This window comes from Vibrio sp. D3 (assembly GCF_043995865.1).
Lineage (GTDB): Bacteria > Pseudomonadota > Gammaproteobacteria > Enterobacterales > Vibrionaceae > Vibrio > Vibrio diabolicus.
In genome coordinates, this window is sequence record NZ_CP171886.1 from 496931 (window position 1) to 519050 (window position 22120).

Annotated in this window: 17 protein-coding genes; 6 read left to right on the forward strand and 11 right to left on the reverse strand. The window is 47.2% G+C overall.

Annotated features, from left to right (window positions below; genetic code table 11):
- Positions 1-2: 2 nt before the first annotated feature.
- From betA to ACHFJ9_RS02180, 11 genes are all read right to left on the reverse strand, one after another.
- Positions 3-1718, reverse strand: a complete 1716-nt coding sequence (betA, locus tag ACHFJ9_RS02130) for a choline dehydrogenase (RefSeq protein WP_005373209.1) — start codon at positions 1716-1718, stop codon at positions 3-5.
- A gap of 180 nt (positions 1719-1898) precedes the next feature.
- Positions 1899-3359, reverse strand: coding sequence for a betaine-aldehyde dehydrogenase (betB, locus tag ACHFJ9_RS02135; RefSeq protein ID WP_025767886.1), 1461 nt, complete (start codon positions 3357-3359; stop codon positions 1899-1901).
- Positions 3360-3377: 18 nt separating this feature from the next.
- Positions 3378-3977 carry a transcriptional regulator BetI gene (betI, locus tag ACHFJ9_RS02140; RefSeq protein WP_005392557.1) on the reverse strand — a complete coding sequence of 200 codons (600 nt, stop codon included), beginning with the start codon at positions 3975-3977 and terminating at the stop codon, positions 3378-3380.
- A gap of 605 nt (positions 3978-4582) precedes the next feature.
- Positions 4583-6604 carry a GGDEF domain-containing protein gene (locus tag ACHFJ9_RS02145; RefSeq protein WP_154204445.1) on the reverse strand — a complete coding sequence of 674 codons (2022 nt, stop codon included), beginning with the start codon at positions 6602-6604 and terminating at the stop codon, positions 4583-4585.
- A 463-nt stretch (positions 6605-7067) separates the two neighbouring features.
- A complete protein-coding gene (locus ACHFJ9_RS02150; protein WP_395355016.1) occupies positions 7068-7826 on the reverse strand; it encodes an SDR family oxidoreductase in 759 nt (252 codons plus the stop codon).
- 9 nt (positions 7827-7835) lie between these two features.
- On the reverse strand, positions 7836-8732 hold the full coding sequence (mmsB, locus tag ACHFJ9_RS02155) for a 3-hydroxyisobutyrate dehydrogenase (protein WP_256952576.1): 897 nt from the start codon (positions 8730-8732) through the stop codon (positions 7836-7838).
- An 18-nt stretch (positions 8733-8750) separates the two neighbouring features.
- Positions 8751-9881, reverse strand: a complete 1131-nt coding sequence (locus tag ACHFJ9_RS02160; protein WP_395355018.1) for an enoyl-CoA hydratase/isomerase family protein — start codon at positions 9879-9881, stop codon at positions 8751-8753.
- Positions 9882-9891: 10 nt separating this feature from the next.
- Positions 9892-10668 carry an enoyl-CoA hydratase gene (locus ACHFJ9_RS02165; RefSeq protein WP_256952578.1) on the reverse strand — a complete coding sequence of 259 codons (777 nt, stop codon included), beginning with the start codon at positions 10666-10668 and terminating at the stop codon, positions 9892-9894.
- A gap of 49 nt (positions 10669-10717) precedes the next feature.
- On the reverse strand, positions 10718-11872 hold the full coding sequence (locus ACHFJ9_RS02170; RefSeq protein ID WP_395355021.1) for an acyl-CoA dehydrogenase family protein: 1155 nt from the start codon (positions 11870-11872) through the stop codon (positions 10718-10720).
- 90 nt (positions 11873-11962) lie between these two features.
- A complete protein-coding gene (locus ACHFJ9_RS02175; protein ID WP_395355023.1) occupies positions 11963-13456 on the reverse strand; it encodes a CoA-acylating methylmalonate-semialdehyde dehydrogenase in 1494 nt (497 codons plus the stop codon).
- A gap of 70 nt (positions 13457-13526) precedes the next feature.
- On the reverse strand, positions 13527-14705 hold the full coding sequence (locus ACHFJ9_RS02180) for a thiolase family protein (protein WP_395355025.1): 1179 nt from the start codon (positions 14703-14705) through the stop codon (positions 13527-13529).
- Between the two features lie 209 nt (positions 14706-14914).
- Here ACHFJ9_RS02180 and ACHFJ9_RS02185 point away from each other — a divergent pair, with 209 nt between their 5' ends.
- The 6 genes from ACHFJ9_RS02185 (at position 14915) to ACHFJ9_RS02210 (ending at position 22052) form a co-directional block, all read left to right on the forward strand.
- On the forward strand, positions 14915-15301 hold the full coding sequence (locus ACHFJ9_RS02185) for a MerR family transcriptional regulator (protein ID WP_005373242.1): 387 nt from the start codon (positions 14915-14917) through the stop codon (positions 15299-15301).
- 45 nt (positions 15302-15346) lie between these two features.
- Positions 15347-16516 carry an isovaleryl-CoA dehydrogenase gene (locus tag ACHFJ9_RS02190; RefSeq protein ID WP_074190552.1) on the forward strand — a complete coding sequence of 390 codons (1170 nt, stop codon included), beginning with the start codon at positions 15347-15349 and terminating at the stop codon, positions 16514-16516.
- Positions 16517-16630: 114 nt separating this feature from the next.
- Complete coding sequence (locus ACHFJ9_RS02195; protein ID WP_258684115.1) at positions 16631-18238, forward strand: carboxyl transferase domain-containing protein; 1608 nt, start codon at positions 16631-16633, stop codon at positions 18236-18238.
- A gap of 107 nt (positions 18239-18345) precedes the next feature.
- Positions 18346-19128 (forward strand): enoyl-CoA hydratase-related protein, encoded by a 783-nt coding sequence (locus tag ACHFJ9_RS02200; protein WP_395355028.1) that lies wholly within the window; start codon positions 18346-18348, stop codon positions 19126-19128.
- A complete protein-coding gene (locus tag ACHFJ9_RS02205) occupies positions 19121-21169 on the forward strand; it encodes an acetyl/propionyl/methylcrotonyl-CoA carboxylase subunit alpha (RefSeq protein WP_395355030.1) in 2049 nt (682 codons plus the stop codon). The genes ACHFJ9_RS02200 and ACHFJ9_RS02205 overlap by 8 nt, the downstream gene beginning before the upstream one ends.
- Positions 21150-22052: a hydroxymethylglutaryl-CoA lyase gene (locus ACHFJ9_RS02210; RefSeq protein ID WP_395355032.1), complete on the forward strand. Its 903-nt coding sequence runs from the start codon at positions 21150-21152 to the stop codon at positions 22050-22052. The genes ACHFJ9_RS02205 and ACHFJ9_RS02210 overlap by 20 nt, the downstream gene beginning before the upstream one ends.
- Positions 22053-22120: the final 68 nt, after the last annotated feature.

A 22120-nucleotide genomic window follows, 5' to 3' on the forward strand; every position in this document is an offset into this window, starting at 1 on the left:
TTTTATGAGATCGAATCGAGATCTCTTTTTGGCGGATGCATTCGTTGCATCTCTTGCCAGTCCGGTGCAATCCAAACTGGTACGTTGTTCGACGTTTCTAGGGCGTTATCCAAAATCATATCCGCGGCGCGTTCTGCCACCATAATCGTTGGCGCATTTAAATTACCGTTCGGAATGGTTGGGAAAATAGAAGAGTCCACCACACGCAAGCCTTGAATACCGCGTACTTGGCATCGCTCATTTAAGACGGCTAATGGGTCATTATCTGCGCCCATTTTGCAGGTACAAGATGGATGGTAAGCACTCTCGACGTTTTGCTTCACCCATTCATCAATCTGTTCATCCGTTGTGATGTTCAGACCGGGTTGGATCTCGTCCCCACGAAACTCATCCATGGCTGGCTGATTGAGGATCTCGCGAGTAAGGCGAATACAATCACGCCAATCCTGCTTATCTTGTTCAGTGGAAATGTAGTTAAACTCAATCTTCGGCTTATCATTCGGATTCGCAGAGACAACTTCGACCGACCCGCGACTTTCTGGCTTGTTAGGTCCGACGTGCACTTGGAAACCATGACCATCAAAAGCAGCTTGCCCGTCATAGCGCATTGCCGCAGGCAAGAAGTGATATTGAATATTTGGCCACTTTAGTCCTTCACGAGAGCGGATAAACGCACACGATTCAAAGTGGTTAGTAGCACCAAGGCCTTTGCGAGTTAATATCCACTCAGTACCAATCAAGCCCTTGCTCACCAAACCTAATTTGCTGTTGAGCGTGATAGGTTGCTTACAGTGATATTGGAAGTACACTTCTAAGTGATCTTGCAGGTTTTTACCTACCCCCTCCAACGAGTGTTTCACCTCAATGCCCGCTTTTTCTAATACTGCCTTAGGGCCAATGCCTGAAAGCTGCAACAGCTGAACGGAGCCAACCGAACCCGCACTCGAAATCACTTCATTATTCGCAAAACATTGCTGAATTGAACCTGACTTTTCAAATTCAACGCCTACCGCTTTCTTGCCTTCTGCACCAGTTTCTTCTAATAAAACTCGATGAACCGTCACCCTCTTCATTAGGGTGAAGTTTTTGCGTTTTTTAGCACGGCTTAAGTATGCATTAGAGGTCGAAGCGCGTACGCCTTTGTCGACGGTCATATGCATTGGGCCAAAGCCCTCTTGTTGATAACCGTTGTAATCTTTTGTTTCTGGGTAACCCGCTTCTTTGCCTGCATCAATAAAAGCTTGGTACAGCGGGTTGAGCTTCATATCGTTGCCGTTACATGTGCCGACTGGACCGTGATCGCCCCGATATTCATCAGCACCACCAATCCAAGACTCTGCTTTACGGAAATAAGGCAAACACGACTGATAGTTCCAGCCTTTCGCGCCTTCCTCTTCCCACTGGTCAAAGTCACAAGCGTGTCCGCGAACGTAAACCATGCCGTTGATAGACGAGCTACCGCCCAGAACTTTTCCGCGAGGGCAATGAAGTTGGCGACCATCCAACCCTTGCTCTTCAACCGTCTCAAACTGCCACGCGTATTTTTCAGTGTTCATCGGGTAAGAAAGCGCTGTTGGCATTTGGATAAAAATACTTTTATCCGACCCACCCGCTTCGAGTAATAGGACCGAATTTTGACCACTTTCACTTAAGCGATCCGCTAACACACAGCCGGCCGAACCCGCACCGACGATGATGTAATCGTAGTGTTGTTGCATTTTTATTCTCCTAGGAGTTAATACTCATCACCGTAGATAAGTGAGCGAAATTAGCGTAGGAAAAATGCTTGAGAACAAGGCGGAAATTTTGATAAGTAGTTAACCTACAATCAAAATTGACAACGTAGTTATCGAGCATTTTAACAAGCTAAAGTGGTCAGTTATCTACTATGAGTAGTATCATTTGTAAGGGCTTTCGAAGTCGCTTAGCTGAACCAGAACACTCTTCGTTTGCGTGTAATGTTTAAGGGTTTCGACTCCGTTTTCACGGCCAACACCTGATTGCTTGTAGCCGCCAACTGGCATTTCCGCAGGTGAGTCACCCCATGTGTTAACCCAACAAATACCCGCTTGAATTTGGTGGATCACACGATGCGCACGAGATAGGTTTTGAGTAAATACACCTGCCGCTAAGCCATAATCGGTGCCATTTGCACGCGCAATCACTTCCGACTCATCGCGGAATTTCAGAACTGACATTACCGGGCCAAAGATTTCTTGTTGAACGTGGCTCATATCATCATCGCAATCAACAAATACGGTTGGAGCAACAAAGTTACCATTAGCTAGGCCATTGTCTGTTACTTTGTAGCCGCCAGTCAGTAACGTCGCGCCACTCGCTTTCGCGGCTTCAATCGCTCCTAGAACTTTCGATTCATGATCTTTAGAGATTAGCGCGCCAATCTGCGTGTTCTCATCAAGCGGATCGCCGACGACTAACAGCTCGGTTCGGGCTTTAAGTTGTGCGATAAAGTCGTCATAAATACCTTCATGGACAAATACGCGTGTACCGTGCGTACAAACTTCACCTTGGGTGTAGAAGTTCGCCACCATGGCCGCAGAAACGGCATCGTTTAACTTCGCATCATCAAAAATAATCAGTGGAGACTTACCACCAAGCTCCATCGTTACTTGTTTTAGTGTCTTAGCGCTGTCACTCATGACGACTTTACCGGTGCCTGACTCACCCGTGAATGACACTTTTGCGATATCAGGATGCGCCGTTAGCATCTGTCCTACTCGGTAATCCCCTTGCACGACATTAAATACGCCATCTGGCATGCCCGCTTCTGAATAAATTTCGGCGAGCTTAAGCGCCGTTAATGGTGTTTCTTCTGATGGCTTGAAGATCATTGCGTTGCCCGCAGCCAGTGCTGGCGCCGATTTCCACATCGCAATTTGAATTGGATAATTCCAAGCGCCAATACCCGCGCAAATGCCCAATGGCTCACGACGTGTATAGAAAAACTGATCGTCGCTGAGTGGCTGCTGTTCACCTTGTAGACTTGGAGCAAGGCCAGCATAGTACTCAAGAACATCGGCACCTGTTGTGACATCAACCGCGATAGCTTCTTGAATGGGCTTACCAGTATCTGCCACTTCCAATGCAGCCAGTTCGTCATTACGCTCACGTAAAATGGCAACGGCTTTGTGTAAAATACGGCTGCGCTCAATCGCAGTCATCGCCGACCATGCAGCAAAACCTTTCTTTGCCGATTCAATCGCTGCTTGAAGATCGTCTTGGTTCGCTTGTTTAATGTTGGCCAATGGCTCACCATTCGCCGGATTGTAAGTGGTGAAGTGTTCATCTGAACACCCGTCGTACATCGCACCATTGATATAGTGTGCTTTCATTTCCATTTTGAAGACCTGTAACTTTTATATTTTTTCAGAATAAAACGTAAGTTGTTTGTCGAGATAATCGTTGATGATGATTCTCGCTCTTTCTGCATCAATGCCTTGCGGGTTGAGCGTTCCGCGCAGCCAAATTCCATCAATAAGTGATGCAATACCATGAGCAACCAATTCAGCCTGCTCTGCATTTAATAATGCTTTGAGTTCTTTTCTTAGGTGGGACAATAGACGTCGTTCGTTGACACGCTGTAAACGCTTGAGCTGCTCGTCATGCATTGAGTACGACCAAAACGCCAGCCAAGTCTTAGCAACTTGGTTTTCTGCCTGATAGCCGACAAAGTTACCGTCAATGATGGCGTTAATTCTTTGGTGATGAGCATCACTTGGCAGCTCACGTAACTTCTGTGTGATAGTGGACGAAAGCTGACGCAATATTTCGCGCATCGTTTCCTCCAGCAATCCGTGCTTACCACCGAAATAGTGGTTGATAATCCCCGTTGATACACCGGCTTCTTTGCTGATTAACGAAATACTCGCCGCGTGTAAACCGACTCTATCAATCACCGACATTGTCGCTTTCACAAGCTGCGGTTTTCTGATTTCAGGCATCCCCACCTTTGGCATTTTGCGTCCCTGTTATTTTTAATTGAACGGTTAGTTAAATATAAAATGCCTGAAAATTAATTCGAACTCAAATTATTTTTAAAGAAAAATGTTAGTAAAAAAGGATGAAAAGTTGAGGGTGTACGAAAAATTGCTCAGCAAGAACTTGTCGGGATAACTAGATTTTAGTTTAAGAACAAACAAATAAGTAAAACAAAATCAAATACTTAACCATTTATCCATTTTTAAAACGATGATGAGCGAGTTGATTTTTGAACAACAAAAATCTGTGCCACAAAAAATTTATATCGACCACTAATCATTTCACCTGTACACGGTTTATTTGTACAAAGAATAGACACACTAGTTTGTTATAGTTTTGTAGACACAAGTGGCATTCGCACTTTGAAGGTGAAGAAGGCAAAAAGAGAGGTTATATTGAACGCCATGAATATGCGATTCGATATCCTTAAGCCATTTTTAAGTAATATCGCCAAGTGACTTTAAGATGTTAGATTCAGCGTTTTATATTCGAAACAAGGATCTCAAAGTCACTTGGCTATCAAAGTAAATGGGAGGGATAAGTTCAGATTCATCGTGCGATGAGCCTGAACTTTTGATTTCTGTTACGCTAGCGAGCGACCTTTCACGCAGTTGCGTCCGTTCGCTTTCGCTTGATAAAGCAATTTATCGGCCTGATCGCAAAGTGATTTAAAACTCATCTCATTATCTTCAGTGGTAACGACTCCAAAACTACAGGTCACTCTCACTTCTTCTTTCTGCTCCGTAACAAAGCCATGTAGGGATAAAGCGCTACGTAAACGTTCTGCAGTAATAAGGGCGTTTTTATGGTCTGTATTGGGCATAACAACAACAAACTCTTCACCACCAAAGCGAGCAACAATGTCGTTCTCACGTACAGTTTCCTCCAACACTTTGGCAACGCCCGTTAGTACGGTATCTCCAAACACATGCCCATAGGTATCATTTACCTGCTTGAAATAATCCACATCGATTAACGCTAAAGTTACTGGCCCCGATTGTGGTTTATTTGGCACCATTTTCTGTTTATCGAGTTTGCTATCTACCCATTTATTTAAAGCTAGATAACCGTACTTAACTTGCTCGACTTGCTCAAAAACAAAGTGTTGTATCTTTTCTTGCTTAGATTGAGGTACCGGTTTCTCTTTTCGCTCACGCCTCACTTCTACTGGCTTAGTGAACCAGTCCTCTAAAAAACGGCGATTGAGCAACCCTGTCAATGTGTCTGTCTTTGCGAGGCGACGCATTCTCAAACGCGAGCGATTGACGACGAGAAATACTACCGCCATCAAAAATAGAACACCGATGAGCGCAAGTAGCGCTTCACCCAATAAGTAAAAAGTACGACGGTTATTTTCTAGCTCCATACGCTGCAACACATTGTTCCAGTTGAGATCTTCGTTCTCATATTCAAGTCGTTCCAACTCAAATAACGTCTGCTGGCGCTCAAGATTTTCAACTTCTCTTTGATTGCTAAATTGGATAAATTTATCGTGATAGTTACCGTAAGTTTCGAATGCTAGTTTAAAGTCATTGCTCCCCGCATAGGCCATAGCGGCGACTTTTAGTAGCTCCATTTGCTGTTGCTTGACGTATCGACTCTCTATAATCTCCGGCAGCATTGGCGCGATCATCGCTAAAAGTATTTCAAATTGCTGCTGCTCTAACATATATTCGGCTTGTAACAACTTAAATGTTGCCAAATACGCGCTAGACGTTTCTCTGTACTGTAAATTCTCCGCCAGCTTCAAGTGGTTAACCATCTTCTTTTCTTGATTCGTCTCGCGATATAAAGCTGCAAGTTCAAGGTTAACTCGAAATCTAAAGCGTCCATCACCGATAATTTGAGCCAGCTTTAACGCTCGCTGATATGACGCTATCGCCTCTTCGTATTGGAACTGTGCTTTATGAAGTTTCGCTATCGTCAAAACGCTCAACAACTCATTGAACGACATACGCCTATCCCTAAAATAGCGATATGCTTGTTCCAAAAGCGCCTCAGATCGGTCGTAACCCTGAATTTTGACAAGTACGTCACCTAGCTCTAGTGCTGCACGTTCGACCAGCCCGTGAACACCTGAAGATTCAGCCGCATCCATGGACGACATAAGTGCAGCATAGGATTTTTTAAACTCACCTTGCTCATCGTAATAGCGTCCTTTTAGCAACAGGATTTCTGATTCAAGTTGCTTATCACCATTCTCACGCGATGTTTCCAACAAGCTATCCAACGCAGAAAGCGCGGTATCGATATCGCTCTTTCCAACCATAGTTCGCATCTGAATCAACTTAAACAGGAGATACTCATGGCTCTGTGGACGCACAAGCTCCAATCCTTTTTGAACGACACTCTGACTCTCTTCTACGCGCCCTAGCAGCTCTAAAACCGTGGCCTTGGCAAGCCAGTAACGCACCAACAGCGCTGTTGGTTGGTTTTGTAGTAAAGACTCTTCTTCTAACGCTTCAATCAAAGCTAAAGAACTCTGAGGTAATGCGTAAATTTGATTTTCGATGCCTTCTAACGACTGTAAAAACTTACCTTCCTGTTCCACCTTTTCTGTGGAGGCCTGAACAGAAAAACACAGACACCCCAATAATAGCGGCATCGTCCTAAGCGAATGAAATAGTGACATTATTGCTCTTCCCTAATGGGTAGTTACTTCAGTGTAATTGAGAATTCTGATTATTTATTATTAAGACAACTGAAGGTTATTCAGTCAGCCTCATATTCCCATGTATTTTGCGCTGAATAATAAATCACCATCTTTAGATGCCGAAATAGTTTTCGGTCACAATACAACCAATGAGAGTGTTTTTTACACACCAAGAATAATGATCTCGTTAGTGAGACAAAAGATCGTCTTAGTTGTGAGTTGATACATTTACATGACAAGCAATATAGAACTAACCATTCACATAAGAAATAGAATCAATTTTTATACCGTTCGATGAGATAGCAGTCGACCATGCATTCAATACATTTTTCAGATAGAAGCAATAAAAGAAAGAAGAAAGTGGAAGGAAGCGGACAATCAAACTCGCTCCCCTTTTTTTATGTTGCAGAGGGGGTTACATTCGCATTCCGCCATCGACTTCAAACACTCGTCCGGTCACGAATTCGTTGGTTAACACGTATTTTATGGTCGATGAAATTTCATCCGCCAAACCTAAACGTCCAACCGGAATCATTCCGATTAAACGTTCCATCGCTTCAGGTTTTATTTGGTCTGTCATGGCAGTTTTGATGACACCCGGAGCAATCGCCACTGAGCGAATTCCGAAACGCCCTAACTCTTTCGCCCACACCGTTGCCATGGTGGCTACCGCCGCTTTAGATGCTGAATAGTTGGTTTGACCAATATTCCCGGCACGCGCAACGCTGGATATGTTGATCAGAACCCCTTTGCTATCGGTGTTCAGCATTACCTTGCTCGCTTCACGGCCACACAGGAAAGTGCCTGTCACATTCACATCCATAACAGACTGAAATTGTTCCAGCGACATCGCGTTAACCTGACCATCTTTAACTTTGATGAACATGCCATCACGCATAATGCCTGCGTTATTGATCACGCCATTGAGCTGTTTGAAATCCGCTTCAATTTGCCCAAAAGCAGCGCACACTTCTTTTTCTTCCGTCACGTTCGCTACATAAAAACGAGTGGTGACGCCGAAAGATTCACACTCCGCTTTCGTTTCAGCCAGTTGGTCTGAATTGAGGTCGATAAGCGCAAGGTGAACACCGCTTTCCGCTAGTGACAGCGCCATTTGTTTACCAAGCCCCTGCCCGGCCCCCGTGATCGCAATAACCTTATTTGCTAGATCCATAAGCACTCCTTAGGCCTGATTTTGCTTTTGGTAGAACTCAAACAAGCTTGAAAAATCTTTTTGTCCGTTGCCCTGACCGTTGTGAAAATTAAACAGGTTACGAGCCAAGCTGCCCATTGGTGTTGATGTTTGACTAGCAACCGCCGCTTCCATCGCAAGACCGAGATCTTTCGCCATTAACTGACTCATAAAGCCGCCCTGATAACCATTGCTTGCAGGCGTGTTTTCCATCACACCTGGGCACGGGTTGTAAAGCTCTAGCGCCCAGTTTCGACCCGAACTTTGCAGCATGATGTCAGACAGCACTTTGGGATCGAGTCCGTTTTCCATGCCTAAATTGAGTGCTTCACAAGTGCCGCTCATCAAAATGCCCAACATCATGTTATTGCAGATCTTCGCCACCTGACCGGCTCCGGCGTCTCCTGCATGGAAAATGTTTTTGCCCATGTGGCTAAGCACCACCTTGGCTTGAACAAAGTTCTCTTGTGAGCCGCCAACAATGAAAGTCAACGTACCTGCCGCTGCGCCCGCAACGCCACCTGAGACTGGTGCATCAACAAAGCTGATGCCAAGCTGTGCGGCTTTTTCTCCAACGCTTCTTGCTGTTGCAGGATCAATGGTCGAAGAGTCGATTAGCAGCGTTCCAGAATCTACGCTATCTAAGATCCCGTCTTGACCAAGATAAACACTTTGAACGTGTTGGCTAGCAGGTAGCATGGTGACCACCACGCTCGCACCTTGAACGGCTTGTTTTACCGAATCTGCACTCGACGCACCAAGTGCGGTAAGTTCTGCCACAGCGTTTGGATTCAAATCAAACACTTCGACGTTCAAGCCCGCTGTAAGTAGGTTCTTAGCCATAGGCGCGCCCATGTTGCCAAGGCCAATAAATGCAATTTTATCCATGTCGTATTTCTTCCTTGTCTAAAGTGCCACAGTGGCAACCGAGGATGCGGTCAGTGGGTATTCTGCTGAATCAATTGGCGCGAAGAAGCGTTCCAAAACTTGTGGCGTTACGTCAGAAACCGTGCGATGTTGCCAAGTCGGTTGATTGGTTTTATCGATAATCAGCGCACGAACCCCTTCTCTAAAATCACCTTCTAAGCCGCAACGTAACGTCAGATTAAATTCCATATCAAAACACGCTTTCAAAGAGAGGTTTTGATACTGCGTTAGCTGCTGATAAGTGATATTGAGCGACAACGGACTGCCATAATTCAATGCTTTTTGCGCATTGATGAACCACTTATCATCAACGTCGGCACTGCTGATTGCGCGAACAATCGAATCTAAATCACCCGAACAAAGCTGCTCAATCAATCCCGCATATGGCATCAACATCCCTTCGCTTGGCTCGTCCACTTGTACCGAACGTAGCGTAGTGGCGATTTTTTCGTTGATGTTCACTTCACCTTTCCAACTTACCGATGCGAGCAGATCCAACAGTGCTTGTTTGCTTCCTGGCTTTGCAATCCATTGGCTTAATCCCAACGCTTTCATGTCTGTCGCGTTGATTTGGCAAGCCGTCAAACTCAGAAAAAGTGCCAAGTGTTTTGGCAACTGATTTAGGAAGTACGTCGCGCCTACGTCTGGGTAAAGGCCGATTTTAATCTCTGGCATCGCAAAGCGTGTGGTGGTTTCTGCTACGCGATGACTTGCGCCCATAAATAAGCCCACACCGCCGCCCATCAGATAACCATGCCCCCACGCGATGATCGGTTTTGGATAAGTGTGAATAAGATGATCACAGCGATATTCGAGGTCAAAGAAGGTTTCCATCGCTGAAAACGCAGAATCAAAGTCTTGCTCTTTGTTTTCAAGTGCACGGTAAATCGCTTGAATGTCACCACCAGCACAAAACGCTTTTTCACCTTGAGCATGCAAGAATACCGCGACGATGCTGTCATCCGTTTGCCATTCATTAAGCTGTTTGTACAACTTCTCAATCATCACGTAACTCAACGCGTTGAGAGCAGCTGGATTATCAAGTTCCAGCACACCAATAACAGAACCATCAGCGCACTCAAGTTTTGAAACATTTACTGTACCTGTCATTTGGCCTCCACTAGCTGTTTGTCCATTGTGGCTTGCGCTTTTGCAAGAAGGCGTTCACACCCTCAGTCTGATCTTGTGTATTGAACAGCTGTAAAAACAGTTCACGCTCCAAAACCAATCCAGCCACGTGAGTTTGGCTGCGTCGACCTTGAATGAGCGTTTTGCACGCTGACACAGATTTCGGTGATTGACCTGCAACACGCTGCGCTAGTTCCATAGCCGCTTCGAGTGCTTGACCTTTCGCCACCACCTCTTCGACTAAACCAATTTTTTCCGCTCGCTCGGCCGTCACTCGTTCGCCACATAGAATCATACGCTTCGCCCAACCTTCACCTACCAACGCGGTCAGGTTTTGTGTACCACCCGCACACGGCAACAAACCTACCGATGCTTCAGGAAGTGCCATTTGTACTTGTTCTTCTGCGATACGAATGTCACACGCCATCGCCACTTCCAGACCGCCGCCCATCGCATAGCCATTAATCGCTGCGATAGAAACCCCATCGAATGCAGAAAGCGCTTCAAACGCTTCACCAAATGCGAACGCCATGTCTGCTGCTTGTGATTTATCACCCGATGCAAAGTTATTAAGATCTGCTCCAGCAGAGAAGAACTTCTCGCCTTCGCCTGTTAAAACCAACGCATAAATAGAGCGATCATTGCTAAGTTCAATCGCCAACTCTTTTAGCTGATTCAAAGACTCAAGCGTCCAAGTGTTCGCTGGCGGATTACTAATCGTGAGCTTGGCAATATGCGCTTCGCGCTCTAATTTGATTTGTGCCGTCATAATCTTTCAGTCCTTTTTCATTTCTTTAGGTAAGGCTGTGTCTCGCTGACTAAAGCAGCTCAACGCCTTCCGTTAGTAATCGTCTTGCGACGATCAGACGCATGATTTCGTTGGTACCTTCAAGGATTTGGTGAACACGAACGTCTCGGAAATGGCGCTCGACTGGATATTCTTTGATGTAGCCATAGCCACCGTGAATTTGCAGCGCCTGATCGCAGACTTTAAAGCCCACATCAGTAGCAAAGCGTTTTGCCATGGCACAGTACGCACTTTTTTCTGCGTGTTGAGCATCGAGTTTGGCGGCAGCGAGTCGCACCATTTGACGCGCAGCAACCAGCTCCGTCGCCATATCGGCCAATTTGAATTGCAGGGCTTGAAATTGCGCCAGTGAACGGCCGAACTGTTTACGCTCAGTCATGTACTGCTTGGCTTCGTTCAGTGCCTGTTGTGCCGTGCCGACGGAACAAGTAGCGATGTTGATTCGACCACCATCCAGACCAAGCATAGCGAACTTAAAACCTTCGCCCTCTTTACCCAACAGGTAGTCGGCAGGAATGCGGACATTTTCGAAGGTGATCATGCGCGTTGGCTGGCAGTTCCAACCCATTTTCGCTTCTTTTTTACCGTAGCTAATGCCTTCGATGTCAGCAGGAACGACGAACGCAGAAACGCCTCCCGCTCCTTCACCGCACGAACGCGCCATCACGACGAGAACCTCTGTATCACCCGCGCCAGAGATAAACACTTTTGCGCCATTCAGGACAAACTCATCGCCGTCACGCACTGCACTGGTCGTCAGTGAAGCGGCATCAGAGCCGGCATTAGGTTCGGTTAAACAGTAGGAAGCGAGCTTTTCACCCGAAATTAGATCCGCGCTAAATTGTTGCGCCACTTCCGCTTTGGCAAAGCTGGTAATCATCCACGTCGCCATGTTGTGAATGGTCATAAACGCAGTAGTCGCGGTACAACCCATAGCCAACTGCTCGAAAATGATCGCCGCATCCAAACGAGACAATCCCAAACCACCATGCTCTGGCGGCGTATAGATGCTCAGAAAGCCAAGTTCACCTGCTTGACGCAGTACATCTTTAGGGAAGTGATGGTTTTCATCCCACTCGGCCGCATGCGGCGCTAACATTTGGTCTGCAAACTGCTTTGCTACTTCGGCAAACGCGAGTTGATCTTCGTTTAATTCAAAATCCATCTTGAAGTCCTAAGGTCTAATTCATTGCATTTGACTGAGCCAAGCCCATCCAAACTGAAGGCTTGGCTAGAGGTATCGCTACTTCTGTGACTAGCTCAATTGAATGGTCATGTTTGGGCCGCTTGGAATGTCATCTTCAAACCAACGCGCGGTGACGGTTTTCGTTTCGGTGTAGAAGCGAACCGCTTGTTTGCCGTAAGCATGCAGATCGCCGTAGAAGCTGCCTTTCCAACCCGTGAATGAGAAGAATGGCAATGGCACCGGAATCGGCACGTTAATACCTACGTTACCCACTTCAATATTGTGTTGATACTTTCTCGCGGCTGCGCCGTTTGCTGTGAAAATGGACGTACCGTTACCAAAACGATTCGCGTTGACCAGCTCAATTGCCTCATTTAAATTGTCGACTTCCATTGTCAGCAGAACTGGGCCAAAAATCTCTTCCTGATAAATCGACATGTCAGTGGTCACGTCGGTAAACAGTGTTGGTCCCACCCAGTTACCGTTCGGGAAGCCAGGTACTTGGCAATCTGTTCCATCCAGAACACAGTTCGCGCCTGACGCTTTGCCTTCATTAATCAGATTCACCACGCGCTGCTTCGCTTGCGGGCTAATCAGTGGGCCATAACCTGCGGTTTCATCGTCCCACGCGCCTGGCTGAACCTGAGCTAACGCCTCTTTAAGCTCTGGAATCCATTCTTTAGTTTCGCCGACAAACACCGCAACCGAAATCGCCATACAACGCTGACCTGCGGCACCGACGGACGCGCCAACCAAGTTATTAATCACTTGCTGTTTGTTTGCATCTGGCATGATGACCATGTGGTTCTTCGCACCCGCAAAGGATTGAACGCGTTTTAAGTTGTCCGTACCCGTTTTGTAGATGTACTCACCAACTGGCACAGAGCCAACAAAAGAGATCGCACGAACGACTGGATCAGTCAGAATGCGGTCGACTTGCTCTTTGGTGCCGTGGACAATTTGCAAAACACCTTTTGGTGCGCCTGCTTGTTCAAACAGCTCTGCCAATTTCATTGCGGTAAGCGGCACTTGCTCTGACGGCTTCAAAATAAAGGTGTTGCCGCAAGCGATCGCCATTGGGAACATCCACAGTGGAATCATCGCAGGGAAGTTAAACGGTGTGATGCCAGCACAAACACCGAGCGGTTGAATGTAAGAGTAACCATCAATATTGGTCGCGACGTTTTCAACCGTTTCGCCCATCATTGAGCTACAAATATTCGCTGCTTGTTCAACAACCTCAATTCCGCGCCAAACATCACCTTTTGCATCCGCTAGGGTTTTGCCTGTCTCACTTGAAAGCAGTATCGCCAACTCATCGTGTTGCTCTTTTAGCAAGTGTTGGTAGCGCAGCATCAATCTCGCACGCTCCGGAGCGGCAACTTCTTTCCAACGCTTGAACGTTTCCGTTGCGCTAGCAATCGCCGCATTCATTTCTGATTCCGTGGCACAAGGCACTTGCGCAATCACTTCGTTGGTTGCCGGGTTAGTTACATCTAGCCATTGTTTTGAGTCGGAGATGGCAAATTCACCACCGATATACTGCTTTACTTGTTCTGTCATGATGACATCCTTGTATTTTTCAGCTTGTTACTGACTACTGTTATGTAAGTGAAACTTTGTTGAGAATGAATTAGCAGATTTCAATCGCGATGGCGGTTGCCTCGCCGCCACCAATACAAAGCGATGCAACGCCACGTTTACCGCCTGTTTGTTTAAGAGCGTGAATCAAAGTAACGAGGATTCGGTTGCCACTTGCACCAATTGGGTGGCCTAATGCACATGCACCGCCGCGAGAGTTCACTTTGCTCGCGTCCAGTTCGAGTGTCTTCACCGCGTATTGAGTGACAACAGCAAAGGCTTCATTGATTTCCCAAAGGTCCACGTCTGATTTGTCCCAGCCCGTTTTTTCCAACAGCGTTTCAATTGCGAAGACGGGGGCGATGGTGAACTCATCAGGCTGTCTTGCATGCGTGCTGTACGCGACAATTTTGGCTAGAGGTTGAAGGTTTTCCTGACGACCAAACTCGCTATCGACCAATACCATTGCCGACGCGCCATCTGAAATAGAGCTTGAGTTTGCCGCTGTTACGCCACCATCTTTAGCAAACGCAGGGCGCAAAGTTGGAATTTTGGCAACGTCGAGTTTGCTCGGTTGCTCATCGTCGGCAACTAAGATGTCGCCGCGTCGACTTTTCACGTTAACAGGCACGATCTCTTCTTTGAACAAACCTTGCTCAATTGCTTGCTGCGCACGAGTCACCGATTGCTGCGCCCAAGAATCCATGCTTTCACGATTAAACTGATACTTTTGCGCCGTCTGTTCTGCAAAGACACCCATCAGCTCGCCTTGGTAGGCATCCTGCAACCCGTCATAAAACATGTGATCAAGCACTTGCTCGTGACCTAAACGGAAACCATCACGCGCTTTCTTTAATAGATAAGGAGAAGACGACATGTTTTCCATGCCACCAGCGATGACAGCATGCGCATTGCCAGATTGAATAAGGTCATATGCCAGCATGACGGTTTTCATACCCGATCCACAAACTTTGTTCAGTGTCGTACAACCAATCGATTGTGGCATTTCAGCTTTAATACTTGCTTGTCTTGCAGGCGCTTGCCCCACACCGGCGGGTAAAACGCATCCCATCAACACTTCGTCTATTTTGTGCACATCGAGTTGGCTTTCGGCTAGCGCCCCTTGAATGGCTTTCGCACCGAGTTCCGTGACATCTGTTGAAGCTAATGCACCTTGAAAAGAGCCGATAGGCGTTCGCTTGGCGGCAACAATCCATGTTTCATTTTTCATTCCATTAACCTTTTATTGACGTTTACGTCATAACTATACTAACATTTACGTTAACGTCAAGTTTGAGGTTATTGTTTGTTCGAGTGATTCTTTGATTTCGAGTAAATGCGAGTGATATCAAGGCTCAAGAGTGGATGTTGTTTATTTACTTTAACGTTAACGAATTGTATATTCGTATGAATGTTATACGAAAGTCGTAAGGTTAAGGAATGAACACATTTAAGATCAGCGAGCTCGCGAAAGAGTTCGACATTACTACCCGAAGTATTCGCTTCTACGAAGATTTAGGTCTCCTAACTCCGGAACGTAAAGGCAACACACGAATCTACAATGGTCGCGATCGAATTCGACTAAAACTGATTTTGCGAGGTAAGCGATTGGGCTTTTCTCTTGCAGATATCAAAGAGTTATTTGAACTCTACGATACCGATCAAAGTACTGAGCAGTTGAACTATATGATTCGGTTGATCGAAGAGAAGAAGGCAGCATTGCAACAGCAAGCAAACGACATTCAAGCGGTAATGATGGAGTTAAATGCTGCGCAGTTGCGATGCCAAAACACACTGAGATCCATGAAAGGCGAAAAAGTCACCTAACACCTCAACTCTGGGATGTAGGTGACGTAAAGGCAAGGACACGCAATGAAATCTACCTACTCTTCCCTGAACTTTGTTTATGACGAAAATACCGATTTGCTTCGCGAGCAAATCAATAGTTTTGCTGCAAGAGAAATTGCGCCGCTAGCGCAATCTATCGACCAATCTAACGACTTTCCAAACCATCTTTGGTCCAAACTGGGTGACATGGGTCTTTTAGGTGTGACCACCAGCGAAGAGTTTGGTGGTGCGAACATGGGTTATCTCGCCCACGTTATCGCTATGGAAGAAATCAGTCGAGCATCCGCTTCGGTTGCGTTAAGTTACGGCGCTCACTCCAATCTTTGTGTCAACCAAATCCACCGCAACGGCACACAAGCACAAAAAGAAAAATACCTACCAAAACTCATCTCCGGTGAACATATCGGTGCCCTTGCCATGAGTGAACCCGGTGCAGGCTCAGATGTGGTCTCTATGCAGCTTAAAGCGGAACGTAAAGGCGATATATTCCTGCTAAACGGCAACAAAATGTGGATCACCAACGGCCCAGATGCGCACACCTATGTTGTCTACGCCAAAACCGACCCAAGCCAGCACTCCAAAGGCATCACGGCCTTTATCGTAGAACGCGGATTCCCTGGATTTACTCAAGCACAAAAACTCGACAAGTTGGGCATGCGCGGCTCGAATACGTGTGAGCTGGTCTTCCAAAACTGCGAAGTCCCTGCGGACAATATTCTCGGCAAAGAAAACCAAGGCGTGAAAGTGTTGATGAGCGGTTTGGACTACGAACGCGTGGTGCTTGCCGGTGGCCCGCTTGGCATTATGCAGGCGTGTATGGATATCGTTGTGCCTTACATTCACGACCGTAAACAGTTTGGCAAATCCATCGGTGAATTCCAGCTAGTTCAAGCAAAAATTGCGGATATGTACACACAAATGAATGCCGCTAAAGCGTATGTTTACGCCGTCGCTGCCGCTTGTGATCGCGGTGAAACCACCCGTAAAGATTCTGCTGGCGCGATCCTCTACAGCGCAGAGCTGGCAACCAAGATGGCACTGGATGCGATTCAACTACTTGGCGGTAACGGCTACATCAACGAGTTTGATACTGGTCGTTTGTTGCGTGATGCCAAGCTGTATGAAATTGGTGCGGGCACTTCAGAAATTCGCCGCATGCTTATTGGTCGCGAATTGTTTAACGAAAGCGCCTAATCATCATACCTAGGCGCTCTGACTCTAAATAACTTCCTTATTCAACCTAAATCTTATTCAACATAGATAAAGACGGGTGGTGTCACCCGTCTACCGAATGGAGATCGGCTATTTATGGCTTGTTTGACGACCAAAATTAATACCCATTCAGAGCAGTATCAGGAAAACTACCGCTCTATGGCGTCGCTTGTAGATCAACTTTATACCGTGACTGCCCAAATAGAAGATGGTGGCGGTGAGAAAGCTAGAGAACATCAACAGAAGAAAGGCAAACTTCCGGTACGTGAGCGCATTCTTGCCCTACTCGACCCTGGTTCGTCCTTTCTAGAAATTGGTCAGTTTGCTGGCTGGGATGTGTATCCTGATTACGTTCCATGTGCTGGTGTGGTCGCGGGTGTGGGTGTAATTGATGGCACCGAGTGTATGATCGTTGCCAACGACGTGACGGTAAAAGGCGGCAGTTACTACCCGCTCACGGTGAAAAAGCACTTACGCGCACAGGAAATCGCAGAGAAGTGTCAGTTGCCTTGTGTTTACTTAGTCGACTCTGGCGGCGCTAACCTCCCCCGCCAAGATGAGGTCTTCCCAGACAAAGACCATTTTGGCCGCATTTTCTACAACCAAGCCCGAATGTCAGCCAAGGGTATCCCGCAAATTGCGGTGGTCATGGGGCTATGTACCGCTGGCGGTGCTTACGTTCCTGCCATGTGTGATGTTTCCATCATCGTAAAAGAGCAAGGTACGATCTTCTTAGCTGGCCCTCCTCTGGTAAAAGCAGCAACAGGCGAAGAAGTCAGCGCGGAAGATCTTGGTGGCGCAGACGTTCACTGCCGAACGTCTGGCGTAGCCGACTATTATGCAGAAAATGATCACCACGCGTTAGAACTGGCAAGACAAGCTGTCTCCCAAATCAACCACTTGAAACCCGTTCAACTCAAGCAAAAAGCGCCACAAGAACCGCGTTTCTCTGCGCAGGAGCTTTACGGCATCGTCGGAACCGATCTTAAAAAGCCGTTTGATGTAAAAGAAGTGATTGCCCGAATTGTTGATGATTCGCAGTTCGATGAATTTAAAGCGCTATTTGGTGAAACCTTAGTCTGTGGCTTTGCCCATATTCACGGTATGCCGATTGGCATTGTCGCTAACAACGGCATTCTATTTTCAGAATCCGCACAAAAAGGGGCGCATTTTATTGAGCTGTGCGCACAGCGCAAAATTCCTCTGCTTTTCTTGCAGAACATCACTGGCTTTATGGTCGGTCAGAAGTACGAAGCCGAAGGCATCGCCAAACATGGCGCGAAAATGGTAACCGCTGTTGCGTGTGCAGACGTGCCGAAGTTTACCGTTGTTATTGGTGGCTCGTATGGCGCAGGTAACTACGGTATGTGTGGCCGAGCTTATGACCCAACCATGATGTGGATGTGGCCAAACGCACGCATCTCCGTAATGGGTGGAGAGCAAGCGGCTGGCGTGATGGCGCAAGTGACCCGCGATATCAAAACGCGCAAAGGTGAAAGCTGGAGCGTAGAGGAAGAAGAAGCGTTCAAACGTCCAATTGCGGAGCAATATCAAGTCCAAAGCCATGCGTATTACGCAAGTGCCCGTTTGTGGGACGACGGCATTATTGATCCCGCTAAAACTCGCGATGTTGTCGGCATTGCTCTGTCTGCTGCGCTTAATGCGCCGATACCAGACAGCAAATTTGGCATCTTCCGTATGTAGTCAGATGCAAGGCAAGCCTTAACTCCTCGCTATCCACCGATGTTTATCCGAGTACTGGTTAGCGAGTATTGGAATATCAGACTGAAATGTCAGACAAAGGAAGTCACATGACCGGACTACTGCTTGAAAAAGACAGCAATGGCGTTGCCTGGTTGAGCCTGAATCGGCCAGAAAAACACAACGCGTTTAATGACGTATTGATTGCCTCACTAATTGAGACACTAGAACAGCTCGAAAAGGACGATTCTCTCCGTGCACTGGTGTTAACTGCACAGGGAAAACACTTTTCTGCGGGTGCGGATCTCGGCTGGATGCAGTCAATGGCCGCCAAAACCGAGAGTGAAAACCTTCAAGATGCACAGCAACTAGCAAAACTTTTGCATACGCTGGATACCTTTAGCAAACCAACCATTGCTATGGTGCATGGCGCTGCATTTGGTGGTGCACTGGGGCTTATCTGCTGCTGCGATATAGCTATCGGTACACCTGAAAGTCGCTTCTGTTTGAGTGAAGTAAAGCTCGGTTTATTACCCGCCACCATCGGACCTTACGTAATCCGAGCGATTGGACAACGAAAAAGCCGACGCTACTTTTTAACCGCGGAGCTGATTGATGCCGAAACCGCGCTATCGATGAATATTCTTCATCAGATCGACTCTCAACCACGTGAAGCCGTCAATCGCACCATTGATAACCTGCTCAACAACGGTCCACAAGCCATGCAGGCAGCAAAAGAACTCTGCTTACGTTGTGATAACCAACCTATCGATCACTCATTAATTGAATACACTAGCCAAGCCATAGCAACCGCCCGCGTGTCCAGCGAAGGACAAGAAGGACTAGCTGCATTTTTTGAAAAGCGCGCCGCCAATTGGAGGAATCATGTTTAAAAGAATACTGATCGCAAACCGCGGTGAAATTGCCTGCCGAATCATTAAAACCGCAAAAAGCATGGCTATCGAGACGGTAGCCGTCTATTCCGAAGCGGATCGCAGCAGCTTACATGTTAAACAAGCGGATTTCGCTGAATTCATTGGCCCCGCTCCTGCGAGTGAATCGTATCTCGATATCGATGCAATTATCGGCGCTGCGAAAAAATGGCAAGCCGATGCTATCCACCCTGGGTATGGTTTTCTTTCCGAGAACCCGAAACTGGCGAAAGCGTGCAGCGAAAATGGCATTGTTTTTATTGGCCCTTCCACCAGCGCAATTGAAGCAATGGGTTCGAAGTCGCAAGCCAAAGCCATCATGTCTGAGGCGAACGTGCCCTTGGTTCCCGGCTATCACGGCACGGACAATAGCGTTGAGCATTTATTAGCGGAAGCGGAGAAAATTGGCTATCCAGTGATGCTTAAAGCAACCCAAGGTGGCGGCGGCAAAGGCATGCGAGTGGTCAATAGCGCAGCCGAAATGCCGTTGGCCATCGACGGTGCGCAGCGTGAAGCACTTTCAAGCTTTGGCGACAAGCAGCTTCTTGTCGAAAAATGCATATTGCAGCCTCGCCATGTTGAAGTTCAGGTGTTTGCTGACCAGCATGGCAACTGTGTTTACCTGTCTGACCGCGACTGTTCCATTCAGCGTCGTCACCAAAAAGTAGTCGAAGAAGCACCTGCACCCGGTCTTAGTGATGAACTGCGTAAACAAATGGGTGAAGCCGCGGTTCAGGCCGCGCAAGCAATAGACTACGTTGGCGCTGGTACGGTTGAATTCTTGCTCGATAGCCGCGGTGAGTTCTACTTTATGGAGATGAATACCCGTCTGCAAGTTGAACACCCTGTCACTGAATTGATCACCGGCGTTGATTTGGTTGAATGGCAATTAAAAGTCGCAGTAGGTGAGCATTTACCGATCTCGCAATCTGAAATCACCCACAACGGTCATTCAATCGAGCTACGAATTTACGCCGAAGATGCAGACAACGACTTTATGCCGTCGACGGGCCGCATTGATTACTTAAAAGAACCATTATCAGACAAGGATGTGCGCTTAGCGTTTGTGCGCGTTGATAGTGGTGTTACCCAAGGCGATACCATTAGCGAATACTACGATCCGATGATCAGCAAACTGATCGTCTGGGGTCAAACTCGTGACATCGCCCTCAAACAGCTTCAACAGGCGTTAACTCAGTATCATGTACGTGGAGTGACGACAAACATCGGTTATCTGCACAGCATTATTTCGCAGCCAGCCTTTGCCAACATTGAGCTCGATACTGGTTTCCTTGTCACACACCAGCAAGGCATCAGCGCGCAACAAAATGTGTCGGATTCTATCTGGCTAACGTTGGCAGCGGTTGCTCGCTGGAATGCTCTCACTGCTAAATCAGGCAGCTCAACGTTACCCGCGCCAACCAAACAGGGTTTTAGACTGTCGGTTGCCAACGTTTATCGATTTAACTTCACGGATGCCAATGCCAACCATCAGGTACGTTTGCAACAATCATCGCAAGATACAGGATCTCACTTCACTGTCCGATGCGGCGAGGAGTTGCATCAAGTCATCCTGCTTGAAAGTGAGAGCCAGTTTATCGTCGATATCGATAGTGTGCGTTACACCTTTAATGCGCTCAACGACGAGCAAAAGACGACGCTGTTTTATCTTGGTCAGCAACGTACCGTTGCTCACCAACCAAGTTTTGAATCCGCAAAAGGTCAAGACGATGAACTTAGCCCAACCGCGCCACTGAACGGTGTGATCTCGGCGGTCATGGTGAATAAGGGAGACGAAGTAGCGGCTGGCGATCCGCTGTTAGTGCTCGAAGCGATGAAGATGGAGTACACCATCACAGCTCCGGTAGCTGCAACTGTTGATGAGATTTTTTATCAGCATGGAGACCAAGTACAGCATGGTTCGATACTGCTGCATTTAGCTTCGATACCCGAAAATGTCTCTGTCGATAAGGAGCGTGAGTATGCTACCAGCGAAGGTTAATATCGTCGAAGTTGGTGCTCGCGACGGCCTGCAAAATGAAACGTCAGTGACGCTGGTTGATAAAATCCGTTTGATTAATCTGCTGAGCAACAGTGGCTTAAAGCACATTGAAGCAGGCTCTTTTGTCTCTCCAAAGTGGGTACCACAAATGGCCGATTCCGATCAGGTGTTTGCTGGTATCACGCAAAAGCCTGACGTGGTTTACAGCGCGCTCACACCAAATCTCGCAGGATTAGAGCGTGCGCTGGAAAGTGGTGTAAAGCAAATTGCGGTATTTGGCTCCGCTTCGGAAGCGTTCAGCCAAAAGAATATCAACTGCAGTATTGCCGAAAGCCTCTCTCGCTTTGAGCCCGTTATCGAGCTCGCAAAGCAGCACAACATACCTGTGCGCGGGTATTTGTCTTGCACCATGGTTTGCCCATACGAGGGAGTAATCAAGCCAGAGCAAACCACCGCGGTCGCCAATACGTTGTTTGATATGGGATGTTATGAAGTTTCGCTCGGTGACACGGTCGGCAAAGCAACGCCTAATCGCGTTATCGCCATGCTGGACTCTCTGCTAACACAGCTACCCAAAGATGCGTTAGCCGTGCACTTCCACGACACGTACGGACAAGCTTTGGCCAATATTTACCAAGCCTTGTTAATGGGAATCAACACCATTGATAGTGCGGTTGCTGGTTTGGGCGGCTGCCCTTACGCGAAAGGTGCCAGTGGCAATGTTGCAACGGAAGATGTGCTTTATCTTTGTGAGCAACTTGGGATTGAAACGGGGATTGATCTCAACATCATCAATGAAGCGGGTTGGCAAATTTGCCATGCATTAGGTAAAGGTCCGTCTTCCAAAGTAGCACTCGCTTTGGGTGACCCAAACAGCTTGTAAATTGCTCAACCCGCGATAAACAACTACAAACGAGCATGTTTAATAACATGCTCGTTTTCTTTGAGCCG